Annotated in this window: 17 protein-coding genes; 7 read left to right on the top strand and 10 right to left on the bottom strand. The window is 65.5% G+C overall.

What is annotated here, in order from left to right:
- Positions 1-400: 400 nt before the first annotated feature.
- The gene (locus ASF16_RS16695; protein ID WP_056169707.1) at positions 401-1,009 is read right to left on the bottom strand and encodes a TIGR00645 family protein; all 609 of its coding nucleotides are present in this window, start codon (positions 1,007-1,009) and stop codon (positions 401-403) included.
- Positions 1,010-1,324: 315 nt separating this feature from the next.
- Here ASF16_RS16695 and acs point away from each other — a divergent pair, with 315 nt between their 5' ends.
- Entirely contained in the window at positions 1,325-3,319 is a 1,995-nt protein-coding gene (gene acs, locus ASF16_RS16690) for an acetate--CoA ligase (RefSeq protein WP_056169704.1), read from the top strand.
- A 590-nt stretch (positions 3,320-3,909) separates the two neighbouring features.
- On the top strand, positions 3,910-4,392 hold the full coding sequence (locus tag ASF16_RS16685; protein ID WP_056169702.1) for a hypothetical protein: 483 nt from the start codon (positions 3,910-3,912) through the stop codon (positions 4,390-4,392).
- Between the two features lie 149 nt (positions 4,393-4,541).
- Here ASF16_RS16685 and ASF16_RS16680 read toward each other — a convergent pair whose 3' ends face one another.
- On the bottom strand, positions 4,542-4,847 hold the full coding sequence (locus tag ASF16_RS16680) for a c-type cytochrome (RefSeq protein WP_056169700.1): 306 nt from the start codon (positions 4,845-4,847) through the stop codon (positions 4,542-4,544).
- 115 nt (positions 4,848-4,962) lie between these two features.
- Here ASF16_RS16680 and ASF16_RS16675 point away from each other — a divergent pair, with 115 nt between their 5' ends.
- Positions 4,963-5,205 carry a TIGR04438 family Trp-rich protein gene (locus tag ASF16_RS16675; RefSeq protein ID WP_056169697.1) on the top strand — a complete coding sequence of 81 codons (243 nt, stop codon included), beginning with the start codon at positions 4,963-4,965 and terminating at the stop codon, positions 5,203-5,205.
- 194 nt (positions 5,206-5,399) lie between these two features.
- Here the strand turns inward: ASF16_RS16675 and ilvD are convergent, their stop codons facing one another.
- Positions 5,400-7,106, bottom strand: coding sequence for a dihydroxy-acid dehydratase (gene ilvD / locus ASF16_RS16670; RefSeq protein WP_056169694.1), 1,707 nt, complete (start codon positions 7,104-7,106; stop codon positions 5,400-5,402).
- Between the two features lie 170 nt (positions 7,107-7,276).
- Here ilvD and ASF16_RS16665 point away from each other — a divergent pair, with 170 nt between their 5' ends.
- On the top strand, positions 7,277-8,245 hold the full coding sequence (locus ASF16_RS16665) for a LysR family transcriptional regulator (RefSeq protein WP_056169692.1): 969 nt from the start codon (positions 7,277-7,279) through the stop codon (positions 8,243-8,245).
- Here ASF16_RS16665 and ASF16_RS27040 read toward each other — a convergent pair whose 3' ends face one another.
- Positions 8,246-9,421, bottom strand: coding sequence for an MFS transporter (locus ASF16_RS27040; protein ID WP_056169689.1), 1,176 nt, complete (start codon positions 9,419-9,421; stop codon positions 8,246-8,248). It abuts the gene before it with no gap.
- 76 nt (positions 9,422-9,497) lie between these two features.
- On the bottom strand, positions 9,498-10,511 hold the full coding sequence (locus ASF16_RS16655) for a GlxA family transcriptional regulator (RefSeq protein ID WP_056169686.1): 1,014 nt from the start codon (positions 10,509-10,511) through the stop codon (positions 9,498-9,500).
- Between the two features lie 583 nt (positions 10,512-11,094).
- Here ASF16_RS16655 and ASF16_RS26235 point away from each other — a divergent pair.
- Together ASF16_RS26235 and ASF16_RS16650 are read left to right on the top strand one after the other, a co-directional pair.
- On the top strand, positions 11,095-11,433 hold the full coding sequence (locus tag ASF16_RS26235) for a hypothetical protein (RefSeq protein ID WP_156372115.1): 339 nt from the start codon (positions 11,095-11,097) through the stop codon (positions 11,431-11,433).
- A gap of 458 nt (positions 11,434-11,891) precedes the next feature.
- Entirely contained in the window at positions 11,892-12,215 is a 324-nt protein-coding gene (locus ASF16_RS16650) for a hypothetical protein (protein WP_056169683.1), read from the top strand.
- 793 nt (positions 12,216-13,008) lie between these two features.
- Here ASF16_RS16650 and bfr read toward each other — a convergent pair.
- From bfr to ASF16_RS16625, 5 genes are all read right to left on the bottom strand, one after another.
- Positions 13,009-13,476, bottom strand: a complete 468-nt coding sequence (gene bfr, locus ASF16_RS16645; protein WP_056170647.1) for a bacterioferritin — start codon at positions 13,474-13,476, stop codon at positions 13,009-13,011.
- A gap of 211 nt (positions 13,477-13,687) precedes the next feature.
- Positions 13,688-15,901, bottom strand: coding sequence for a TonB-dependent siderophore receptor (locus ASF16_RS16640; protein ID WP_156372114.1), 2,214 nt, complete (start codon positions 15,899-15,901; stop codon positions 13,688-13,690).
- A 120-nt stretch (positions 15,902-16,021) separates the two neighbouring features.
- Positions 16,022-18,520, bottom strand: a complete 2,499-nt coding sequence (locus ASF16_RS16635) for a TonB-dependent receptor (RefSeq protein ID WP_056169676.1) — start codon at positions 18,518-18,520, stop codon at positions 16,022-16,024.
- Positions 18,521-18,704: 184 nt separating this feature from the next.
- A complete protein-coding gene (locus ASF16_RS16630; protein ID WP_056170643.1) occupies positions 18,705-19,676 on the bottom strand; it encodes a FecR domain-containing protein in 972 nt (323 codons plus the stop codon).
- A gap of 38 nt (positions 19,677-19,714) precedes the next feature.
- Positions 19,715-20,194, bottom strand: coding sequence for a sigma-70 family RNA polymerase sigma factor (locus tag ASF16_RS16625; protein ID WP_056169672.1), 480 nt, complete (start codon positions 20,192-20,194; stop codon positions 19,715-19,717).
- 183 nt (positions 20,195-20,377) lie between these two features.
- Between ASF16_RS16625 and lgt the strand changes: the two genes are divergently transcribed.
- On the top strand, positions 20,378-21,205 hold the full coding sequence (lgt, locus tag ASF16_RS16620) for a prolipoprotein diacylglyceryl transferase (RefSeq protein WP_056169669.1): 828 nt from the start codon (positions 20,378-20,380) through the stop codon (positions 21,203-21,205).
- The last annotated feature ends 10 nt before the right edge of the window (positions 21,206-21,215 follow it).

Genomic DNA, 21,215 nt, shown 5'->3' with positions numbered 1-21,215 from the left:
CGCAGAAAAGTTTGGCGGGTGCCGCGTGCCCACGTCCAATGGTCATTGGCGTGGCGCCAGAATTCTGCGTTGAGGAACGCTCAAAGTTCCACTCGTCGGCTGCCAATGCGTAATCAGATGTACAGCAACTCGCGCGGATTCATGTGCTGCGCAACGACTGGGAGGCTTGGGACGGCACCTGCGGATTCAAGGCATCGCTGTGTGTCGGTGAGAGTGCCGGCCTGGTATGACGGGCCTAGCTCGAAATCTAAAACTTGATGGCAGTGAAGCGTTCTGTTGCAGTTTGAGCCTGGCAAGCGGGGGGCTTCCCGCTCAGTTCGCGCTTCGCGAGGGAGCAAGCGCCAGCGCCTGCTCTTGCCCCGAAAGATTGCAAGTCCCAGGGACCTCGCCGTCTCTCAATTCAATGGCGTGCCGGCGGCGCGGAGTGCGCCATCAGCCGGTCGGTTGCCGCGATGGCCAGCGCGCTCAGCAGGAACACCACATGGATGATGGTCTGCCACATCAGCACCTTGGTGTCGTAGTTGGCGGCGTTGATGAAGGTCTTGAGCAGGTGGATGGAGCTGATACCGATGATGGCGGTGGCCAGCTTCACCTTGAGCACCGAGGCGTTCACATGGCTCAGCCACTCGGGCTGGTCGGGATGGTCTTCCAGGTGCAGGCGCGAGACAAAGGTTTCGTAGCCACCCACGATCACCATGATCAGCAGGTTGGAGATCATCACCACGTCGATCAGGGCCAGCACCACCAGCATGATGATGGTTTCGTTGAGCGCGGTGACTTCGAAGTCGCTCTTGTAGCCGATGCTGGACACCAGCGATTTGAGCGCGGCGGTGTCGCCGAACGCCGCCTCGATCAGGTGCACCAGTTCCACCCAGAAGTGAAAGACATACACCGCCTGCGCCAGGATCAGTCCCAGGTACAGGGGCAGCTGCAGCCAGCGGCTGGCAAAGATCAAGGAAGGAAGGGGACGCATAGCGACCGGCGTGCCGGATTTTTTGGGGAGGGACATGGGAGGTGGGGTTGGATCGGGTCGCGCGATTCTAGAAGAAGCGCATGACGGCCTGCTGGCCCGAGGGTGAGTACCTGCAGCATGGGTATCGGCATGATGGCCAGGCCTTCGCGTGTTGCACCCTGCGGCGCGGCCCGCGTCGGAGCGCTATTCTGTAAGCTTCGTGCCAGTCAGTGGCTTGTAAGTGCGGCACCCGACAGTACCGCCCAATTCCAAGAAAGACAGGCCGGGCAGGCGGCACGGAGTGCGCAAAGTCCGTTCCGACCGCCCGGTGCCTGTCAGACCCATTTCCGTCAAATACCAGGAGACAACACCATGAGTGCGCCCACATCCGCGATCGAATCCGTTTTGGTTGAGAACCGCGTGTTCCCCCCGTCGGACGCCATCGTCAAAGCCGCCCGCGTCTCGGGAATGGCCGGCTACGACGCGCTGTGCGCCGAGGCCGACAAGGACTTCGAAGGCTTCTGGGCCCGCCTGGCACGCGAGAACGTGCAGTGGAGCAAGCCCTTCACCCGCACGCTCGACACATCCAACGCCCCATTTTTCAAATGGTTCGACGACGGCGAACTCAACGCCAGCGCCAACTGCCTGGACCGCCACATCGGCACCCCTACCGAGAACAAGACAGCCATCGTCTTCGAAGCGGACGATGGCACGGTCACCAAGATCACCTACAAGGAGCTGCTGGCCCGCGTGAGCCAGTTCGCCAACGCACTCAAGGCCCACGGCGTGGCCAAGGGCGACCGTGTGCTGATCTACATGCCCATGACCATCGAAGGCGTGATCGCCATGCAGGCCTGCGCACGCATCGGTGCCACGCACAGCGTGGTGTTCGGCGGCTTCAGTGCCAAGGCCGTGCAGGAGCGCATCATCGACGCGGGTGCTGTGGCCGTCATCACCGCCAACTACCAGATGCGCGGCGGCAAAGAGCTGCCCCTCAAGGCCATCATCGACGAGGCTCTGGCCGCCGGTGGCTGCGACACCATCCGTAACGTGTTCGTCTACCAGCGCACCGCCACCGCCTGCAACATGGTGGCTGGGCGCGACAAGACCTTCGACGAAGTCCTGGCCGGGCAGAGCACCGAGTGCCCGCCAGTCGCCGTGGGCGCCGAGCACCCGCTGTTCATCCTGTACACCAGCGGCTCCACCGGCAAGCCCAAGGGCGTGCAGCACGCCACGGGCGGCTACCTGCTGTGGGCCAAGCTCACCATGGACTGGACGTTCGACCTGCGCCCCGACGATGTGTTCTGGTGCACGGCCGACATCGGCTGGATCACCGGCCACACCTACGTGGCCTACGGCCCGCTGGCAGCGGGCGCGACGCAGGTGGTCTTCGAAGGCATCCCCACGTACCCTAACGCTGGCCGCTTCTGGCAGATGATCGAGAAGCACAAGGTCTCAATCTTCTACACCGCACCCACGGCCATCCGCTCGCTCATCAAGGCCGCCGAAGGCGACGCTGCGGTGCACCCCGCGCGCTCCGACCTGACGAGCCTGCGCATTCTTGGCAGCGTGGGCGAACCCATCAATCCGGAAGCGTGGATGTGGTACCACCGCAATGTGGGCGGCGAGCGCTGTCCCATCGTCGATACCTTCTGGCAGACCGAGACCGGTGGTCACGTTATCACCCCACTGCCTGGCGCAACCCCGTTGGTGCCTGGCAGCTGTACGCTGCCGCTGCCCGGCATCGCAGCCGCCATCGTGGATGAAACCGGCAACGACGTCGCCAACGGTGCGGGCGGCATCCTGGTCATCAAGAAGCCCTGGCCGAGCATGATCCGCACCATCTGGAACGACCCCGAGCGCTTCAAGAAGGCCTACTTCCCCGAAGAGCTCAAGGGCTACTACCTGGCCGGCGACGGCGCGGTGCGCAGTGCGGACCGCGGCTACTTCCGCATCACCGGCCGCATCGACGACGTGCTCAACGTGTCGGGTCACCGCATGGGCACGATGGAGATCGAGTCGGCCCTGGTCTCCAAGACCGACCTGGTCGCCGAAGCGGCAGTGGTGGGCCGCCCCGACGATGTGACCGGCGAGGCGATCTGCGCCTTCGTGGTGCTCAAGCGCTCGCGCCCCACCGGCGAGGAGGCCAAGCAGATCGCCAACGAACTGCGCGCCTGGGTTGCCAAGGAAATCGGCCCGATTGCCAAGCCCAAGGACATCCGCTTCGGCGACAACCTGCCCAAGACCCGCAGCGGCAAGATCATGCGCCGGCTGCTGCGCAGCATCGCCAAGGGCGAGGCCATCACGCAGGACACCAGTACGTTGGAAAACCCCGCAATCCTGGACCAATTGGCCAAAGCCAATTGATCCAGGAGGCGCCGTGCAACGGCGCCAGCGCACAGCGCTTGCGGGGTTTGTGGGCACTCATATCGCGCAGCGATGTGATGTGACCACAAAATCCCAGTAGTTCACCCGCCACCCGTGATCGAAGCTGCAGCCAACTGATCGAGAAGGGCGCCGTGCAACGGCGCCCGCGCGGAGCGCTTGCAGGATTCGTGGACACTCATATCGCGCAGCGATGTGATGTGGCCACAAAACCCGGGTCGATCACCCACCGGCGGTGATCGAAGCCGCAGCCAATATCCAGGAGGCGCCGTGCAACGGCGCCAGCGCGCAGCGCTTGCGGGGTTTGTGGACACTCATATCGCGCAGCGATGTGAAGTGGCACAAAACCCCGGTCGCTCACCCACCGCCAGTGGTCGACGCCGCTGCCAATGTGATCGAAAAGCGCGATGTCGGAGCTTCACCACCGGCACATCCCGCTGCCCCTGTAGGACACCATCTGAAATCGCCGGCCCGGCCACGCCAACCCCATTGGCATGCGTTACAACGGCGGCACCGCGTGACCGGCCCGCCCATTCTGGCAAGGCCGCACGCTGCCTACCGGAGATTTCACCATGCACTTTCGTTCTGCCGTCCTGTTCCTCGTCGTGCTGGCCATCGCCGCACTGGCCTTCCTCAACTGGCCGATGCTGGCCGTCCCCACCACTGTGTCGCTCGGGCTGACCACGGTCGAGGCGCCTTTGGGTCTGCTGATGCTCGGCCTCACCACCTTGCTCGCCATCTTCTTCGTGGCCTATGTGCTGTCGCTGCAGGGCTCCGTGCTGCTGGAGACACGCCGCCACACCAAGGAAATGCAGGTCCAGCGTGAACTGGCCGACAAAGCCGAGGCCTCGCGCTTCACTGAACTGCGGCACTTCCTGGAAATCCAGCAGGGCCAGGCCCACACCGCTGTGCTGGCGCGTCTCGATACGTTGGAGCAGCGCCTGGCCACCCGCGTTGAAGAGTCAGACAACGCCACCGCCGCCTATGTGGGCCAGCTGGAGCATCAACTTCGCACGCGTGATCAAGCCCATCAGGTGGTCACACCCATCGTGTAGCCGCAGGCGAAGCTGGCCAGCAGCCAGCCGCCGAAACATGGCCAATCACAATGAAAGCAGCCGCGTCACCTTTTCAAGTGACGCGGCTGTTTTTTTAACTGAGGTTCAGGCCGTCGGGCTCAAGGTGGCCGTCAGACCGGCAGTCGTGGTTACTTCTGCGTCAGCACCCAGGCCGCCAGCTTCTTGGCATCGGCGTCGTTGACTTGCGCATTGGCGGGCATGGGGACCGGGCCCCAGACGCCCGCGCCGCCCTTGATGATCTTGGCGGCCAGCTTGTCCACAGCATCCTTCTGACCGGCGTACTTGGCCGCCACGTCCTTGTAAGAGGGGCCCACCAGCTTCTTGTCCACCGCATGGCAGGCCATGCAGTTCTTGGCGGTGGCCAGCGCCTGGTCGGCCATCGCGGGGGCCGCAACCGACAGTGTCATCGCGAGAGTGATGAGGGTACGCTTCATGGTGGGTTTTCCTGTGGGTTGGGTTACAGTTCTTTTAATGGAATTGTAGTGACTCGGGTTGACATGGCGGTGTCTCGGGTCAATCGAGCGTTTGACGGTATTTTTGGAGACTGCGATGTATCTGCTAGGCCTTTCACTCATCTTGCTGGCGCTGAAGTACTTCGAAATCGGCCCCTTCGCCACAATGTCCTGGTGGTGGCCGCTGGGTTCTTTAGCCGCGACAACCCTATGGTGGGCCTGGGCTGATTCCTTCGGATATACCAAACGTAAAGAGATGGAAAAGATGGAGCAGCGCAAGCAGGACCGCATCAACAAGCACAAAGAAGCCCTGGGCATCCGTCCGCGCAAGCCTCGCTGAGGCGTGCCGCGGCCTGGCTCTGGGGCTGTGCGTCCGTCGCGCAGGCTGCTGGCCCAGGGTCAGCTGCTAGGTTGCAGCCTCAAGCTGCCAAAAACAAAACGCCCATGGCAACGTGCCATGGGCGTTTTGTTGTTTCAGAGGGGCGAGGCGGGCTGACTCCCAAACCTGTCTACCCGCCCATCCATCGATGACGCTCAATAGGCGTCCAGCACCGCACCCTTGCTCGCGCTCGATGCATTGAAGGCAAACTTCGCCTGCACGCCGCGGGTGTAGCGCGGAGCGGGGGCCGTCCAGGCGGCGCGGCGCTTGGCGATTTCTTCTTCGGGCACGTTCAGCTCCAGCAGCAACTGGCGCGCATCGATGGTGATGCTGTCGCCTTCGTTGACAAAGGCAATGGTGCCGCCCGCTGCCGCTTCGGGCGCCACGTGGCCGACCACCATGCCCCAGGTGCCGCCGGAGAACCGTCCGTCGGTGATCAGGCCCACGCTTTCGCCCAGGCCAGCGCCGATCAGCGCGCCGGTGGGGGCCAGCATCTCGGGCATGCCGGGGCCGCCCTTGGGGCCCAGGTAGCGCAGCACCATCACGTCGCCGGCCACGATCTTGCCCGCCAGGATGGCTTCCAGCGCAGATTGCTCGTCATCGAACACGCGGGCCGGGCCGGTGATGACAGGGTTCTTCAGCCCGGTGATCTTGGCCACGGCGCCTTCGGGGCTGAGGTTGCCCTTCAAGATGGCCAGGTGGCCCTGCGCGTACATGGGGTTGTCGATGTTGCGGATCACATCCTGGTCGGCGCGGGGCACATCGGGCACGTCCTTGAGCACTTCGGCAATCGTCTTGCCGCTGATGGTGATGCAGTCGCCATGCAGCAGGCCGGCGTTGAGCAGCACCTTCATCACTTGCGGGATGCCGCCAGCGCGGTGCAGGTCCACGGCCAGGTACTTGCCGCTGGGCTTGAGGTCGCACAGCACGGGGGTCTGCTTGCGGATGCGCTCGAAGTCGTCGATGTCCCATTCCACGCCCGCCGTGTGGGCGATGGCCAGGAAGTGCAGCACGGCGTTGGTGGAGCCACCGGTGGCCATGATCACGGCCACGGCGTTCTCGATGGCCTTCTTGGTCACGATGTCGCGGGGCTTGAGGTCCATCTTGATGGCCTCGATCAGCACCTTGGCCGATTCCTTGGCCGAGTTCATCTTCTCGTCGTGCGGGTTGGCCATGGTGGACGAATACGGCAGGCTGATGCCCAGGGCCTCGAAGGCGCTGGACATGGTGTTGGCGGTGTACATGCCGCCGCACGAGCCGGTGCCAGGGATGGCGCGCTTTTCGATCTCCTTCAGATCGAAGTCGCTGAGCTTGCCGGCGGCGTTCTCGCCCACGGCCTCGAACACGCTCACGATGTTCAGGTCCTTGTCCTGGTAGCGGCCCGGCAGGATGGTGCCGCCGTACACGTAGATGGCAGGAACGTTGGCGCGCAACATGCCCATCAGGCCGCCGGGCATGTTCTTGTCGCAGCCGCCGACCACCAGCACGCCGTCCATCCACTGGCCGCCCACGCAGGTTTCGATGCAGTCGCTGATGACTTCACGGCTCACCAGGCTGTACTTCATGCCTTCGGTGCCCATGGCCATGCCGTCCGAGATGGTGGGCGTGCCGAACACCTGGGCGTTGCCGCCTGCTTCCTCGATGCCCGCGATGGCCGCGTCGGCCAGCTTCTGCAGGCCGCTGTTGCAAGGGGTGATGGTGCTGTGGCCGTTGGCCACGCCGACCATGGGCTTGACGAAGTCGCCCTCTTCATAGCCCATGGCGTAGTACATGGACCGGTTGGGCGCGCGCGACTTGCCTTGCGTGATGTTGGCGCTGCGGTGGTTGATGGGCTGGATCGGAATGGTCTTGCTGTCTGCCATGGCGTTGGTCCTGGTGGGGGAGTGAGTCGTTGTAGTGGGAAGACGCTGTGAGGGAGGGCGCACGGGTCTTCGGCTGTCGGGGTGCAAGTATGCGAGGTTTGGACGGGCGTTTCCAATCCCTTTCGCGGGCTTCAGTAATATATAAAACATATCAATGGATCATCACCGCAATGAAAGAAGCACTCATCGACGTGCGCGCCTGGCGCCAGTTCGTGACTGTGGCCGAAGAGCTGCACTTCGGCCGCGCCGCCATTCGCCTGCACATGACCCAGCCGCCGCTGACCCAAGCCATCGCGCAGATGGAGCGATCACTGGGCGTGATGCTGTTCGACCGCACGCGGCGCCGCGTGGCGTTGACCCCGGCAGGCGAGGCGCTGCTGCCCGATGTGCGCGACTTTCTGGAGCGCGCGCAGGCGCTGCCGGTGCGGGCGCGTGCGGCAGCGGCGGGCGAGGTGGGGCGGGTGCGGTTGGCGTTCGTCTCCACCATCGGCTTCGAGCGGCTGCCCGAATGGGTGCGCGACTTTCGGGTGCTGTGCCCGCAGGTGTCGCTGGAGCTGGTAGAGGCCACGGGCGACGTGCAGCGTGCCCTGTTCTCCCGGGGCGAGCTCGATGCCGGGCTGATGCTGCATTCGCCCGGATTCGCGCCCCCTGAACTCGCGCGCCTGACCGTGGCCGAGGAACCGCTGGTGCTGGCGCTGCCGGCACGCCACCCCCTGGCGCTGGCGCCGCGCCTGCATCTGCCCGAGGTGCTGGCCGAGCCCTTGGTGATCTTCCCGCGCCGCATCGTCCCCTCGCTGCACGACACCGTCTTCGCGCTCTACCACGCGGCCGGGCGCGTGCCCATGGTGGCGCAAGAGGCCATTCAGATGCAGACCATCGTTAACCTGGTGTGGGGCGGCCTGGGCGTGGCCTGGGTGCCCGAGAGCGTGACCCAGTTCCGCCGCGAGGGCGTCGTGTACCGCGCGGCCGATGCGTTCGGGCCGGCCGCCACGGGCAGGGCGCGGGTCAAGACGCCGAAGGTTGCGCCCGAGCCCCTGCTGCCCGTGTGCGAGACCAGCCTGGTGTGGCCCGCCGCGCTCAACAACCCGGCCCTGGCCCGGTTCATCGACTTCGTGCGCGAGCGTTCGGCGGCGGCTTGATCAGCCCGCGGCGGCAGGAGCGCCCCGGCCCCGCACAAACAGCAGCCCTGCAGCCACAGCCAGCAGCGGAAGCGCCACCGCGTTGATGGCCGTCCACCCCACGCCGCTGAGCAGCGCGCCCGAGGCAAAAGACATCATTGCCGCCACGATGCCGTTGGCCAGCTGCATCAGCGCCTGGGCCTGCTCGCGCTCCTCGGGGGCATGGTTCTCTGCCAGCAGCGTGGTGCCCGAGATCACCATCAGATTCCAGCCCGTGCCCAGCAGAAACGAGCTGGCCAGAAACTCGGTGAACGAGATGCCCGACAGCGCCACCACCGCGCTCGCTGCCAGGCACGCCGCACCCACCGCCGCCACGTTGCGGCTGCCGAAGCGGTCCACCAGCACACCCGAGAACAGCGCAGGTGCGAACATGCCGATCACGTGCCACTGGATCACCTGCGCGGCCGATGCTGCGGAAAAACCGCACACCTCCATCGCCAGCGGCGTGGCGTTCATCACCAGGATCATCAGGCCGTGGCCGATGGCCGTCATCACCACCGCCGCCCGCAGGCCGGGCCGCACCAGCAGGCTGCGCATCGCCGCCATGCCGCCCGCCGCCGCCTTGGGCGCCACGCCTTCGCGCAGCAGCGCCATCACCGCCCAGCCCAGCGCGGCCAGCACCGCAATGGCCAGGTACGCGCCCGCCAGCGGCGTGGTCAGCACATTGCGCGACCACAGCGCCAGCGGCGGCGCAAACACCGCCGCGCACAAGCCGCCCGCCACCACGCAGGCTGCAGCACGGCCTTTTTGCGTGGGGTCGACCGCCTCCAGCGCCGCATAGGTGTAGTAGCCCGACGAGGCCTGGTACGCGCCGATGGCCAGCGTGCCCGCGCAGAAGACCGCAAAGCTGCCCCACTGCACGCCCACCATGCTCACCAGCCCGCCCGCCACACCAAAGAGCGCGCCGGCCTGCAGCCCCGCGCGCCGCCCCCGGCGCTGCATGAACAGCGACAGCGGCTGCACCGCCACCAGGTTGCCCAGCACCAGCAGCGCCAGCGGCAGCGTGGCCAGCACCGGCCAGGGCGCCAGCCGCGCGCCAACGATGGAGGTGAGCGTGATGCCGATGATGGAGCAGCCCCAGTACAGGGCCTGGCCCGCAAACAGCAGGCGAACGGACGCATTGCGCAAGAGCAGCATGGATCGACTTTCGGTGGCGCGCCGCAGGGGCGCAAAGCAAGGGCGGTGGGGTAGAGAGGGCGCGGTGGGGCGAGAGTCAGTCGAGCAGCGCCCCCGCGCCAAAGCGCTGCGCATACGCCTGCGGGCTCACGGCTCGGTGCTTATGAAAGCTGCGGCGCAGGTTCTCGGGGTGCTCGAAGCCGCACAGCCGCGCGACGGTGGAGACCGATGCCTGGGCCTGCGAAAGCAGGTTGGAGGCGGCCTCGACCCGAACGCGCTCCACATAGCGCCCAGGCGTGGTACCCAGTTCGCGCTGGAACACGCGCGTCAGCGTGCGCGGCGGCATGCAGGCCTGCTCGGCCAGCGCATCCAGCGACAGGTCACCGCCCAACTGCGAAGGGATCCATTCCAGCAGCGCCGCCAGCCGCGGCGCATGCCGGGTTTCGGGCGCGAGCAGGGCGCTGAACTGCGCCTGCCCGCCCGGGCGGCGCATGAACATCACCAGCCGCCGCGCCACGGCCAGCGCCATGGGCCGGCCCAGGTCGGCCTCCACCAGCGCCAGCGCCAGGTCAATACCCGCCGTGACGCCGGCCGATGTGAACAGGTGGCCGTACACCGCGCTGGCCGCATCGTAGGTGTGCAGACAGTCATCGTCCACCTGCACCGCGGGGTAGTCGCGGCGCATCAGGTCGGTGCGGCACCAGTGGGTGGTGGCATGCAGCCCGTCGAGCAGCCCGGCATGCGCCAACAGCAGCGCGCCCGAGCACACCGAGCCCATGCGGCGCACCTGCGGCTCTGCGCCGCGCAGCCATTGCTGGAGTGTGGTGTTGTCCAGTTGCGCCATGACGCCATCGCCGCCAGCGACCAGCACGGTGTCCAACTGCGCCGGGTCCAGCGTGGCCCAGCTGACATCCGCTACCAGCGCAAACCCTGCCGATGTGGTGACAGGCCCGGCGGCCTCCGCCACCATGCGCAGCGCATACGCGGGCGGCAGGCCGTGGCCCGCGCGCTCGGCATTGGCCGAGCCGAAGACCTGCAATGGCCCGACTGCGTCCAGGCTCATGACGTCGGGGTAGATCAGGCAGGCCACGGTGCGGGTGGATAGAGGCATGGAATCAGTGTCGGTGTTTGCTTGGTTGGCTGCAACGACAACCGTCCCACACATCTGGCCAGATTCAGCCTAGCGAGGGCATACCCAGAATAAAGTGGCCTCGCGACGCGTCGGCGCCTAGTTGGTGCCGCCTGCAGGCGTGCGATGGGGCTAGACTTCCGCTATCGGCAAGAAGCGGACGATCGGTGTACCGTCTTCACAGAGAATCGACACATGCAAAGCCCCGATGGTCTTGATGAACTCCACGCCGCATTAGCGGCGGCAGGGGTGCAGAGTTTGCTTTTTCATGACTGCATCCACATCCCATTGCAGTTCCAGGAGGGGCATGTGGAGATCAGAGCGCCGCTAGGTCACGAGCGGTCTGCACAGATTTTTAAAGACCCGATATCAATCGCATTGCCCCTGGGACCTTGCGAATGCACGGACGATCCAGAGGGCTGCGCAAAGCACCTACTTTTCCAGCTGTCGCAGAGAGATCTGACGGCTTGTGGAATCCTGGCGTAGATTGCTGATTTTGGTCTCTCGACATGCCACTGCTAAGACTGATTGCGGCCAGATGCAGACATCCCCCAAATACACTGATATGAAACTGAGCATCCTCTTGTTGCTTGGAGCTAGTTGCATTTCCAGCTTTGCTCAAACGATCTCGCCTATCAATGGCCGCCAACTTGCCGAATGGAGCAATGGCGACGTCAATAGGCGCAAGCAATTCGACTCCTATGTGCTTGGAACATACAGGGCACTTCTCTCTGTGAGACGCGTTTGCCCACCTACCGGCCGGACAGATATTGCCAACGAAAGCGCAGCTTTACTAGCTGTCCGAATGGGAGTGGAAGAAGGTTTATTCGACAACGATGGGCCGGCTTCTGAGGCAGTTTCCGATGCTTTGGCATTCTGGTATCCCTGCACACCCCGGAAGTAACGCTTCGGAAGTCTCGCCGCCGCTACCTGAAGGTCCGTTTTTGGATTGGTCCAACAGCCGCTCTGGGCCCAAAGCAGACGTCTTGGCCGAGGATAGCGCCACAAATTGTGCAGGGAGGTATCCTCGCAGGCTCCGCGCTAGGGCCACATCAAACCTTGTACCGAATATGAATCAACGCGACGCAGCAGCAATAGCTGCCCCTCTTGAGGCCGCTATAGGCCAACTTTCGATGGCGCTACTGGAAGCGGAGGTACGTTTGGATGACCGGGCTCTTTAGTCCTTCAGGCGCTTGATCGGCCTACATGTTGGCAAGCTGTCTCATGAGTTGCTTGACCCAATCTACGCTGAGCATCCGAGCGTGATGCCAAAAGGCTTGAGGGATTGAAGGCCCCCGCACGCCTCCGGCTGCTCCTGGCCGATTCTGGTCTTCGTAGCCGCCCATCATCTTTAGGTTTCGCATGGTTCACCTAGACTGCTCTGGTATATGGTTCGGTTCGCAGCTGGACGAGAAGCACCTCTTCCAGTGGGCTGCGGAGATCCCCGGCTTTTTGCGTTGGGAGCAAGACACCTTGGTAATTCGCTCTCGGCTGTCCGAAGCATCCCTGCGAGATCTGCTTTCATTGTTCAGCCGCTACGAGATTTCGATGGGGCAGCTCGCTCAGTTTCAGACATCCAAAAACGAGCATTGGTTTGCTGCGCCGCACACGTACTGGCACAAGAGGGTGTTCGGCAGCCAGAAACCTAACCGGGCGTTGCAGCGGACCGCCCCGAGCGTCCGCTGAACTTGAACGTTAGGCATTAGCAACATGCACGAGCAGATCCTCCAACTTAAGGCGCCAAAGAGCGGCACGTTGTACTTGTGGTTTGAACCTTGGGCTGAAGGTTTCGCATTTCCTGCAGGCACGGCAATTGAACTGCGAGCTACGTCGCCCTCTGAGGGAGAGCTAGAGATTGAAGCATCACCGCAGCGAACGGCGGTCTATGGTTGGTCAGAGAGTACGCTTCGAGTTTTGGTCAACGGGGCCGAAGTCTTGTCATTCCAACAACCCGTCCCTGAAGGTCTCAATAAAGAGATGGTAGCTCTCTTGTTTGCTGCTCCACCAATTCCAACCGCAGCGGAAAGTGGCGCATCTCCAAGGCGTCCCTGGTGGCGCTTCTGGCGCTAGTCATTTGTGAGCCAAGCTGATGCATCAGGCCTAACCAGTCAATCACGCGGACAAACAACGGGGCCAACTGTCGCTCGCTTTTGCCAGTATGTGCCGCCGTTGTTTGCCGCTTGACTCTAACGGCGAGCGCCCGCTTTCATTTGAGCTGACAGGCTGCCCTTGGCCGATATCAGTCATCGCATCAGCATCTGCGATGTTGTTTGTTCAACACCCACACCCAACCTCCAGCAATGCTCAGAACAGTAGTTGCGCAATCTGCACAACCGAATTTGCGATGACGAGCGCATCGAACTTTCAGTGTCGGAAACTCGGCCGCTTCCTCAGTTTGGGAGTTGATGAATTTCCCAAAAAATCAATGTCACCCTGCACACAAATCCATCATCGGCCGGCGTAAGCGCCCGGCCGCAGATCAAACCGTTTGCGATTGCAGATAGTTCTGCAAGCCCACCTTGTCGATCAGACCAATCTGCTTCTCCAACCAGTAAGCGTGGTCCTCTTCCGTGTCGCGCAGTTGCAGCAGCAGCAAATCACGGCTCACGTAGTCGCGCACGCTTTCGCACAGCGCGATGCCCTGCTGCAGGGCGGCGCGGACTTCGTATTCGGTGGCCAGATCCTTCCTCAGCATGTCCGGCACGGTCTCGCCGGGGGTGAACTCTTTGGGGCGCATGTCGGGGCGGCCGCCCAGCATCAGGATGCGGCGCAGCAGGGCGTCGGCGTGCTGGGTTTCTTCCTGCATCTCGTGGTCGAGGCGGGTGAAGAGCTTGGTGAAGCCCTGGTCTTCGTAGATGCGCGAATGCGCGAAGTATTGGTCGCGCGCGGCCAGCTCGCCGCGCAGCAGATCCTTGAAATAGTCGATGACTTGAGGATGGCCCTGCATGTTGTTGTCTTTCTGGTAAGGCAGGGAGTATCGTGGTTTCAGACCCTTTTCGCACGCAATGTCCCCGTACCTGCGCATTGCATGCGTACGGGGATCAGAAGCGTTCGCATCGGACTGCGGGCTTGGCTCCGGTCTGGCGGCGGCGACCGACCGCCAAGTCAGGCTGCAGTCTCACCAAGCGGGGCTGCCGCCTTTTGTCAATGTTCGCAGATCAGAAGTCCATCTGGGCCGACAGTGTCAGCGTGCGCGGCAGGCCGGTGGTCGAGTAGCCGTTGATGCCTGTGATCCAGTACGCCTTTTCACTCAGGTTTTCCAGATTGGCGCGCAGCACGAGCGGCTTGCCCGACAGCTTGGTGGTGTAGCGTGCGCCGATGTCCAGGCGCGTCCAGGACGGCGTGCTCAGCGTGTTGTCGGCGTTGCGGTATACGGACGAGGAACTGACGACGCGGCCATTGAGGCTCAGGCCCTGCACCCAAGGCGTGTCCCAGTCCAGGCCCAGGTTGAAGTTGTGCTCAGGCACACCCGAGACCTTCTTGCCCTGGTTGACGCCGCCTTGCGTGCGGGTGAGCTTGGCGTCGGTGAAGGCGACGCTGGCCATCAGGCGCAGGCCGCGCTGCACTTCACCATAAGCCGTCAGTTCCAGGCCGCGGTTGCGCTGCTCGCCGTCAAAGCCGTAGTGGTTCAGGCTCGGGTCGATGGCCGACGTCGTGGTGTAGGCGCTGGGTCGCTTGATTTCGTAGACCGCGGCCTGCGTGGTGATGCGGCCCCAGTCCGCCTTCACGCCCATTTCGATCTGCTTGGACTTGAAGGGCGGAATGGTCTGTCCTGCGTTGTCGTAGGCGGGGGTGGCTGTCTCGGACACCTTGCTGCCGCGCGAGAGGCCGGCCGTGTAGTTGGCGTAGACAGAGATGTTCTTGGCGGGTTTGAACACCACGCCTGCCAACGGCGTGGTGCTGCTGGCCTTGTACTGGCTGGTCGATGCGCCCGTTGCCACGTTGAAACCTTCGTAGTCCATCGTCTGCCGGCGCAGCCCCACGGTCACGAGCAGGCTGTCGTTGAAGAAGCCCATGGTGTCGGCGATGGCGAAGCTGTGCTGGTGGTTGTCAACGCTCTTGGCCGGTGCGCCGCGCACGCCCGTCATGGCCGGGGCGGGAACGGGGTTGTACAGGTTGGACGGATTGGTGCTGGCCGAGGTGGCATAGAAATACCCGGTCTCCTGTGCCATGTAGTTCATGCCAATGGCCACGGTGTGCTTGACGGTGCCGGTGTTGAAGCGCTTGCGCAGGCCCACATCGGCGGCCTTGGAGTCGGTGTACTGGTCGTACCACGCGTTGCGCACATTGAAGTTGCCGTTGGCGGCCAGCCCCGAACCGCCGGGGAAGTCCTGCATGTAATCCAGCTTGGACCAGCCCACGCTGCCGTAGACCGTGGTGCTGTCGTTGAGGTCGTGCTCCAGGCGCGAGGTCACGAGCTTGAAGTTGTCCTTGAGTTCGGTGCCTGGGTACCAGACCGAGCGCGTGTCGGGCACGGCAGGGATGCCGCCGGCGGTGGGCAGCGTGATGTGGTTGCGGAAGTTGTCGGTCTCTCCGCGCGTGGCGGTGGCGTCGAGCGACCAGCGGGTGCGTGCGCCCGCGTAGTCCAGCGCGATGGAGCCGAGGTTGAGGTTCTGCTTGCCGTTGTCGGTGGTGCCTTCACCACCGCGCACCAGGCCGTTGAGGCGCACGCCCCATTCGTTGTCTTGGCCGAAGCGGCGGCCCACGTCCAGGTGGGCTGCAAAGTTGGACTTGCTCATGTAGGTGCTGGTCAGGCGCGTGAGCGGCGCGTCGCCCGCGCGTTTGAGCACCGTGTTGATGCTGCCGCCCACGCTGCCATTGGGGCCGACGCCGCTCGTCAGCGCGCCGGGGCCTTTCAGCACTTCCACGCGCTCGATCATTTCGAGGGGAATGCGCGTGGACGGGGCCAGGCCGTACAGGCCGTTGATGGCGAGGTCGCCATTGCCCACGGTGAAGCCGCGAACCTGAAAATCGTCGCCGAAGCCGCCGCGCGACGCCATGGGGCGCACCGAGGCATCGTTCATCACCACGTCGGAGACGCTTTGTGCCTGCTGGTTCTGGATCAGTTCGGACGTGTAGTTGGTGGTGCTGAAGGGCACGTTCATCAAATCGACCTTGCCCAGCAGGCCTAGGTCGCCGCCGCGCGCCAGTTGGCCGCCGGAGTAGGTCTTTTGCAGGCCGCCGATGGCCTCGGCCTGGTCGGAGACGACCACCTCGTCCAGGGCAGTCTTGCTGGCGGTCTGCGCGCCCACGCCGACCGCGGCGATGGCAAAGCCCGCGCCCAGGCATTGCCGGACCAAGCGGGCGAGGCGGTTGGGTGCGAAGTGCAGGTCGGCACGGCGGGCGTGGCGGGCGTGTGAAGGGTGGTTCATGACAGTCATGGTTGGGTTGAAGAAAACGGAATCGGGATGGGCGCGGTCAGAGGGGTCAGAGCGGCAACCGGGATGACGGATGCGGGGGGAGGGGGAGGGTGGTGGTCTACAGTCCCCGTGTCAGAAGTTGGCGCGCAGCGACACCGCCACGTTGCGCGGGTCGCCGTAGTAGTTGTTGAAGTAGCGGGCGTTGGGGGCGAACTTGGCGTAGTACACCTTGTCGAGCACGTTGTTCACATTGACCTGCACCGAGTACCTGGCGTCGATGCGGTAGCCCAGCATGGCGTCGAGCACCGCATACCCGCCCTGGCGCGACGTCACGTCGCCGGCGGTGACATACGCATCGCTCTGCACCCGTGCGCCCACGCCGATGCTCCAGCCCCGCAGGGCGCCGTCCAGCCGGTGCTTGGCGAACAGCCGCAGCGCGTGGCGCGGGTCGATGCTGCGCAGTGGCTGGCCGGTATTGGCGGGGTCGGCATCGCGCAGGTACCGGGTGCGGGTGTGGGTGTAGCCCGCCAGCACCTGCCAGCCGGGCCGTGGCTCGCCGGACACCTCCAGCTCCAGGCCCTGGCTGCGTGTTTTGCCGCCCGCCACCTGGCAGTGGCCGGCGGGGTTGCTGGGGCAGCCTTGCGGGCTGCCCAGGTCGTCCATGGCCCGACCCACTTGGTGGATGCGAAACAGCGACAGCGACGCCGCGAGCCGGCCATCCATGAACTCGCCCTTCACGCCCGCCTCGATGTCCTGGCCACGGATGGGCGCCAGCAGCCGTCCGTCCGCACCCTTGGCGTCCTGCGGCGTGAAGGTTTCGGCATAGCTGCCGTACAGGCTCAGGTGGTCGCCCAGGTCGTAGACCAGGCCTGCGTAGGGCGTGATTTCGTGCGCCACGCTGTAGTTGCTGGTGGGGGCTGCAGGCACGCGGTAGCGCCAGCCGCTGACGCGCGCGCCGACGATGGCCGTGAGCGGGTCGGCCAGCGACAGGCGGGCCATGGCGTACGCGCCCTGCTGCCCGGTGCGCGACGACGGCGCGGTGTAGGCCGTGCCGTTGCCGGGGCTGTAGAAGGGCTCGGGGTAGCTGGTGGCGGGGTTCCAGGTGCGCAGGTCCACACCCTGCAGGGGGCTTACGTCCCAGTGACCGCTGGTGCCTGTGGTGCGGATGTGCAGGGTGTCGGCGCCCAGGGCCAGGGTGTGGGTGCGGCCCAGCAGCTCGAACGGGCCGGTGGCCGACAGGGCCAGGGCGCTCTGGTCGCTGGCTTCTGCGCCGTAGATGGAGGTGCTCACGTCGACCAGGTACGGGTCGGTGCTGCTCGCGCTGGTGAACGAGGTTTGCTTGAAACCGTCGCTGCGCAGGCGGTTGTGGGCGGCGCTCAGGCGCGAGCTCCAGCCGTTGCCGGCGCGGTGTGCCAGCTCGATGAAGGCCTGGTCGTTGTGCCGGTCCCACCGGTTCCAGTCGGTGCCCAGGTACATGCTGCGCGGCAGGTGCAGTTGCGTGCCGTCCAGGCCTGCGGGCAGGCCGCCCCAGGCGCCGGTGGCATCCAGTTCGGTGTGCTGCAGGCTCGCCGTGAGCGTGGTGCCAGGGGCCAGGTCTGCCTCGACCACGCCGTAGAGCAGTTGGCGGTCCTCGGCCCGCGCCTGCTGAAAGAACTTCTTGCCATCGGCCACGGCCACCAGCCGGCCGCGCACGCTGCCTGCATCGTTGAGCGGGCTGGAGATGTCCGCGTCGATGCGGCGGCGGCTCCAGGTGCCCAGCGTCACACCTGCAGAGGCCTCGAATCCACGCGCAGGGCGTTTGCGCACCATGTTCACGGTGGCCGATGGGTTGCCCGCGCCGCGCAACAGGCCCGCCGCGCCGCGCAGCACTTCCACCCGGTCGAGCACCGCCGTGTCGGGCTGGATGAAGATCGAGGCCGAGGTGTTCTGGCTCAGCGCCATGCCGTCGACCTGCAGCGCGTCGATCTGGTGGCCCCGGGCGTAGTAGTTCACACGCTCGCTGTCGGTGTAGTCCACCGTGATGCCGGGGGTGTGCTGCATCACCGCGTGCAGGTCCGGCAGTGCGCGGTCGTCCAGCCACTGGCGCGTGAGCACGGTGACCGGCTGTGCTATGCCGCGCACCGGTTGCGGGCCCGCAAAGACAGTGGCCGTGCTGGCGGTGTACGAGCCCGACTGCTCGGTGCGGGCGGTGGGCGCGGTCGCCGTCACCGTGACCGGTGCCAGCACCTGCGCGCCGCTGGCCTCGGGTGCTGTGGCGCGTGGCATGGCGCGCAGGGTGTAGACGCCGCTCGATGCGCGCACGGCCTGCAGGGCGCTGTCCTCCAGCAGCCGGGCAAAGCCGGCCTCCACCGTGTACTGGCCCTGCAGCCCGGGCGATTGCTGTGGCCCTAGTTGGGCCGCGTCGAACGACAGCGCCACCCCAGCAGCGTTGGCAAACTGGCTCACCACCACGGCCAGCGGCCCGGGGGCAATGGCATATGCGCGCGCCGTGTCGCCGCCGGGCGCCTGGCCTGCAGTTGCGGCCGGGGCCGGCTGGGCCTGGGCCACCGGGCCGGCCACGGCCACGGCCACGCACAGCGCAGCGCTCAGCAGCGCGGCACGGGCCAGGCAGGCAGGGGTGGCGGATGGCATGGATTCTTCTGGGCGCTCAGCGGGTTCATTGGTATGCCGCTCAAGGCACGCCAAACCTGCAAACCCGGGGTCAAAAAAATTTCGCGAGGTATGCAGTCAATGCCATTTAAGGTGCCTGCCGCTTGACTGGTAATGCTTTGTAGCTACTATTTTTGTAGCAATGCCGGTGTCAGGCACCGGGCGGTCAAAGCCGTTCCAGCGCTTCCACCCGCACCCAGTAGCGCGTGTGGCTGCGCAGCTGCAGCGGAAACCGGCTGACCAATGCCGCCAGCGCGCGGTCGGTGTCGTTCACCGGGAAGGCGCCCGACACCCGCACGGCCGCCACCTCCGGCGCGCAGCCCAGGTGGCCGGGGCGGTAGCGGGCCAGCGCAGCGATCAGGGTGCCCAGCGGCATGTCCACCGCGATCAGCCCGCCGTCGCGCCAGCTGGCGTCGAACGGGTCGGCGGCCACGGGGGGCTCTGCCGCCAGCGGGGTGAAGCGTGTCTGCTCGCCGGCCTGCAGCTCGCGTGGCATGCCCTCTGCCGGCAGCACGCGCACGGCCTTCTCCTGCACGCTCACGTGGCACTGGCCGTCGCCCTGCAACTGCACGGAAAAGCGCGTGCCCAGTGCCACGACGCGGCCCTGGCTCGTCACCACGCTGAAGCGGCGGCCCTGCGCATCGGGCTGCGTGGCCACCAGGATGCGCCCGGTGTGCAGGCGCAGCAGGCGTTCGCGGTCGTTGAATTCCACATCCACCGCCGTGCCGGTGTCCAGCGCCAGCAGCGAGCCATCGGGCAGGGTGATGTCGCGCCGCTCGCCCACAGCGGTGCGGTGCGTGGCCTGCCATTCCTGCCAGGGCAGGGTGCGCCACGACAGCAGCGCCGCCGAGCCCACACCCACCCCCGCGGCCAGGCTGCGCAGCACGGCGCGCCGGGGCGGCCGGCTGCGCTCGCCCAGCGCCTGCCGCGCCAGCGGCGCCGGGATGCGGCCCAGCTGTGCGCCCACGGCTTGCACCTTTTGCCAGGCGCGCTGGTGGGCCGGGTCGGCCGCGTGCCAGTCCTGCCAGGCACGGTGGTCGTCGTCGGCGGCAGCCGCGGTGTGGTCGCGCAGGCGGGTGTGCCAGGCGGCGGCCTCTCGCAGCGCGCGGCGCTCGGAGTCGGTGGGCTGGCTGCTCACGGCGCTGGCGCCCTTCGATCTTTCGGTCGCGGGGGCACTCAATCTTCCAACACCACGGCGCAGTGCTCCATGGCCCGCGTGAGGTAGTTGCTCACGCTGCGCAGCGATATGCCCAGGCGCTGGGCGATCTCGGGGTAGGTCAGCTCTTCGAACTGCGCCAGCACAAAGGCCTCGCGCACCTTGGGCGGCAGGCTGCCGAGCATGCGGTCCACGTTGATCAGGGTCTGCTGCATGATGGCCTGCTCCTCGGGCGAGGGCGCCATGTCTTCGGGCAGCACGGCCAGGTAGTCCAGGTAGGCCTGCTCCAGCGAGCGGCGCCGAAAAAAGTCGGCCACCAGCCCGCGCGCCACCGTGGCCAGGTAGCGCTGCGGCTCGCGGATATCCTCCACCGGCGTGTCGGACCGCAGCACGCGCACGAACGTGTCGTGCGCCAGGTCTGCGGCATCGTCACGGTTGCCCAGCCGCTTTCTCAGCAGGCTCTGCAGCCAGGTGTGGTGGTCCAGGTAAAGGCTCTGCAAGGTACGGGCGCGTGGGACAGGGGAGGGTCGAAACAGGGCGGCAATACCAGCCGGCACGGGGGCCGTTGGCATTGCGGGATGGTAATGAGAACTACTATCAGTATCAATTATGCCTGTCCCCACGCCCCACGGGGTTGCCATTCGCGCGGAGCCCCCGCGCGGGCGGGCACAATACCGGCCACCATGCTGACCTACCCCCACATCGACCCCGTCGCCCTGCAGCTCGGCCCGCTGGCCATTCACTGGTATGGGCTGACTTACCTGGCGGCTTTCGGCCTGTTCATGTTCCTGGGCATCCGGCGCCTGCGCCACGAGCCCTTTGCCTCCATCACCGGCCCGGGCGCCTGGACGCGCAAGGATGTCGAGGACATCCTCTTCCTGGGGGTGGCGGGCGTGGTGGTGGGCGGCCGGCTGGGCTACTGCCTGTTCTACAAGCCGGGCTACTACCTCACCCACCCGCTGGAGATCTTTGCCGTGTGGCAGGGCGGCATGGCGTTTCACGGCGGGCTGCTGGGCGTCATCGTGGCGATGATCTGGTTTGCGCATTCGCGCAAGCGCCCCTGGCTGCAGGTCGCCGACTTCGTGGCGCCCTGCGTGCCCACCGGCCTGGCGGCCGGTCGGGTGGGCAATTTCATCAACGGCGAACTCTGGGGGCGCTTTTCCAGCCCCGACCTGCCCTGGGGCATGGTCTTCGCGCACAGCGGATCGATGCAGCCGCGCCACCCGTCGCAGGTCTACCAGTTCTTGCTGGAGGGCTTGCTGCTGTTCGTGCTGCTGTGGCTGTACGCCCGCAAGGAACGCCGCCAAGGCCAGGTGGCCGCTGCCTTCCTGTTCGGCTACGGCGTCTTCCGCTTCATCGCTGAGTACTTCCGCGAGCCGGACGCCTTCCTGGGCGTGCTGTCGCTGGGCATGAGCATGGGTCAGTGGCTGTGCGTGCCGATGATTGTGGGTGGCATCGGGCTGTGGCTGTGGGCGCAGCGCCAGCCTGTGGTGGCGCTGGGTGCAAGGTGAAAATGGCCTC

Source organism: Acidovorax sp. Leaf78 (assembly GCF_001422735.1).
Taxonomy (GTDB): Bacteria; Pseudomonadota; Gammaproteobacteria; order Burkholderiales; family Burkholderiaceae_C; genus Acidovorax.
The sequence above is the reverse complement of the archived record's forward strand: the minus strand, read 5'-3'. Positions and strand labels throughout refer to the sequence as shown.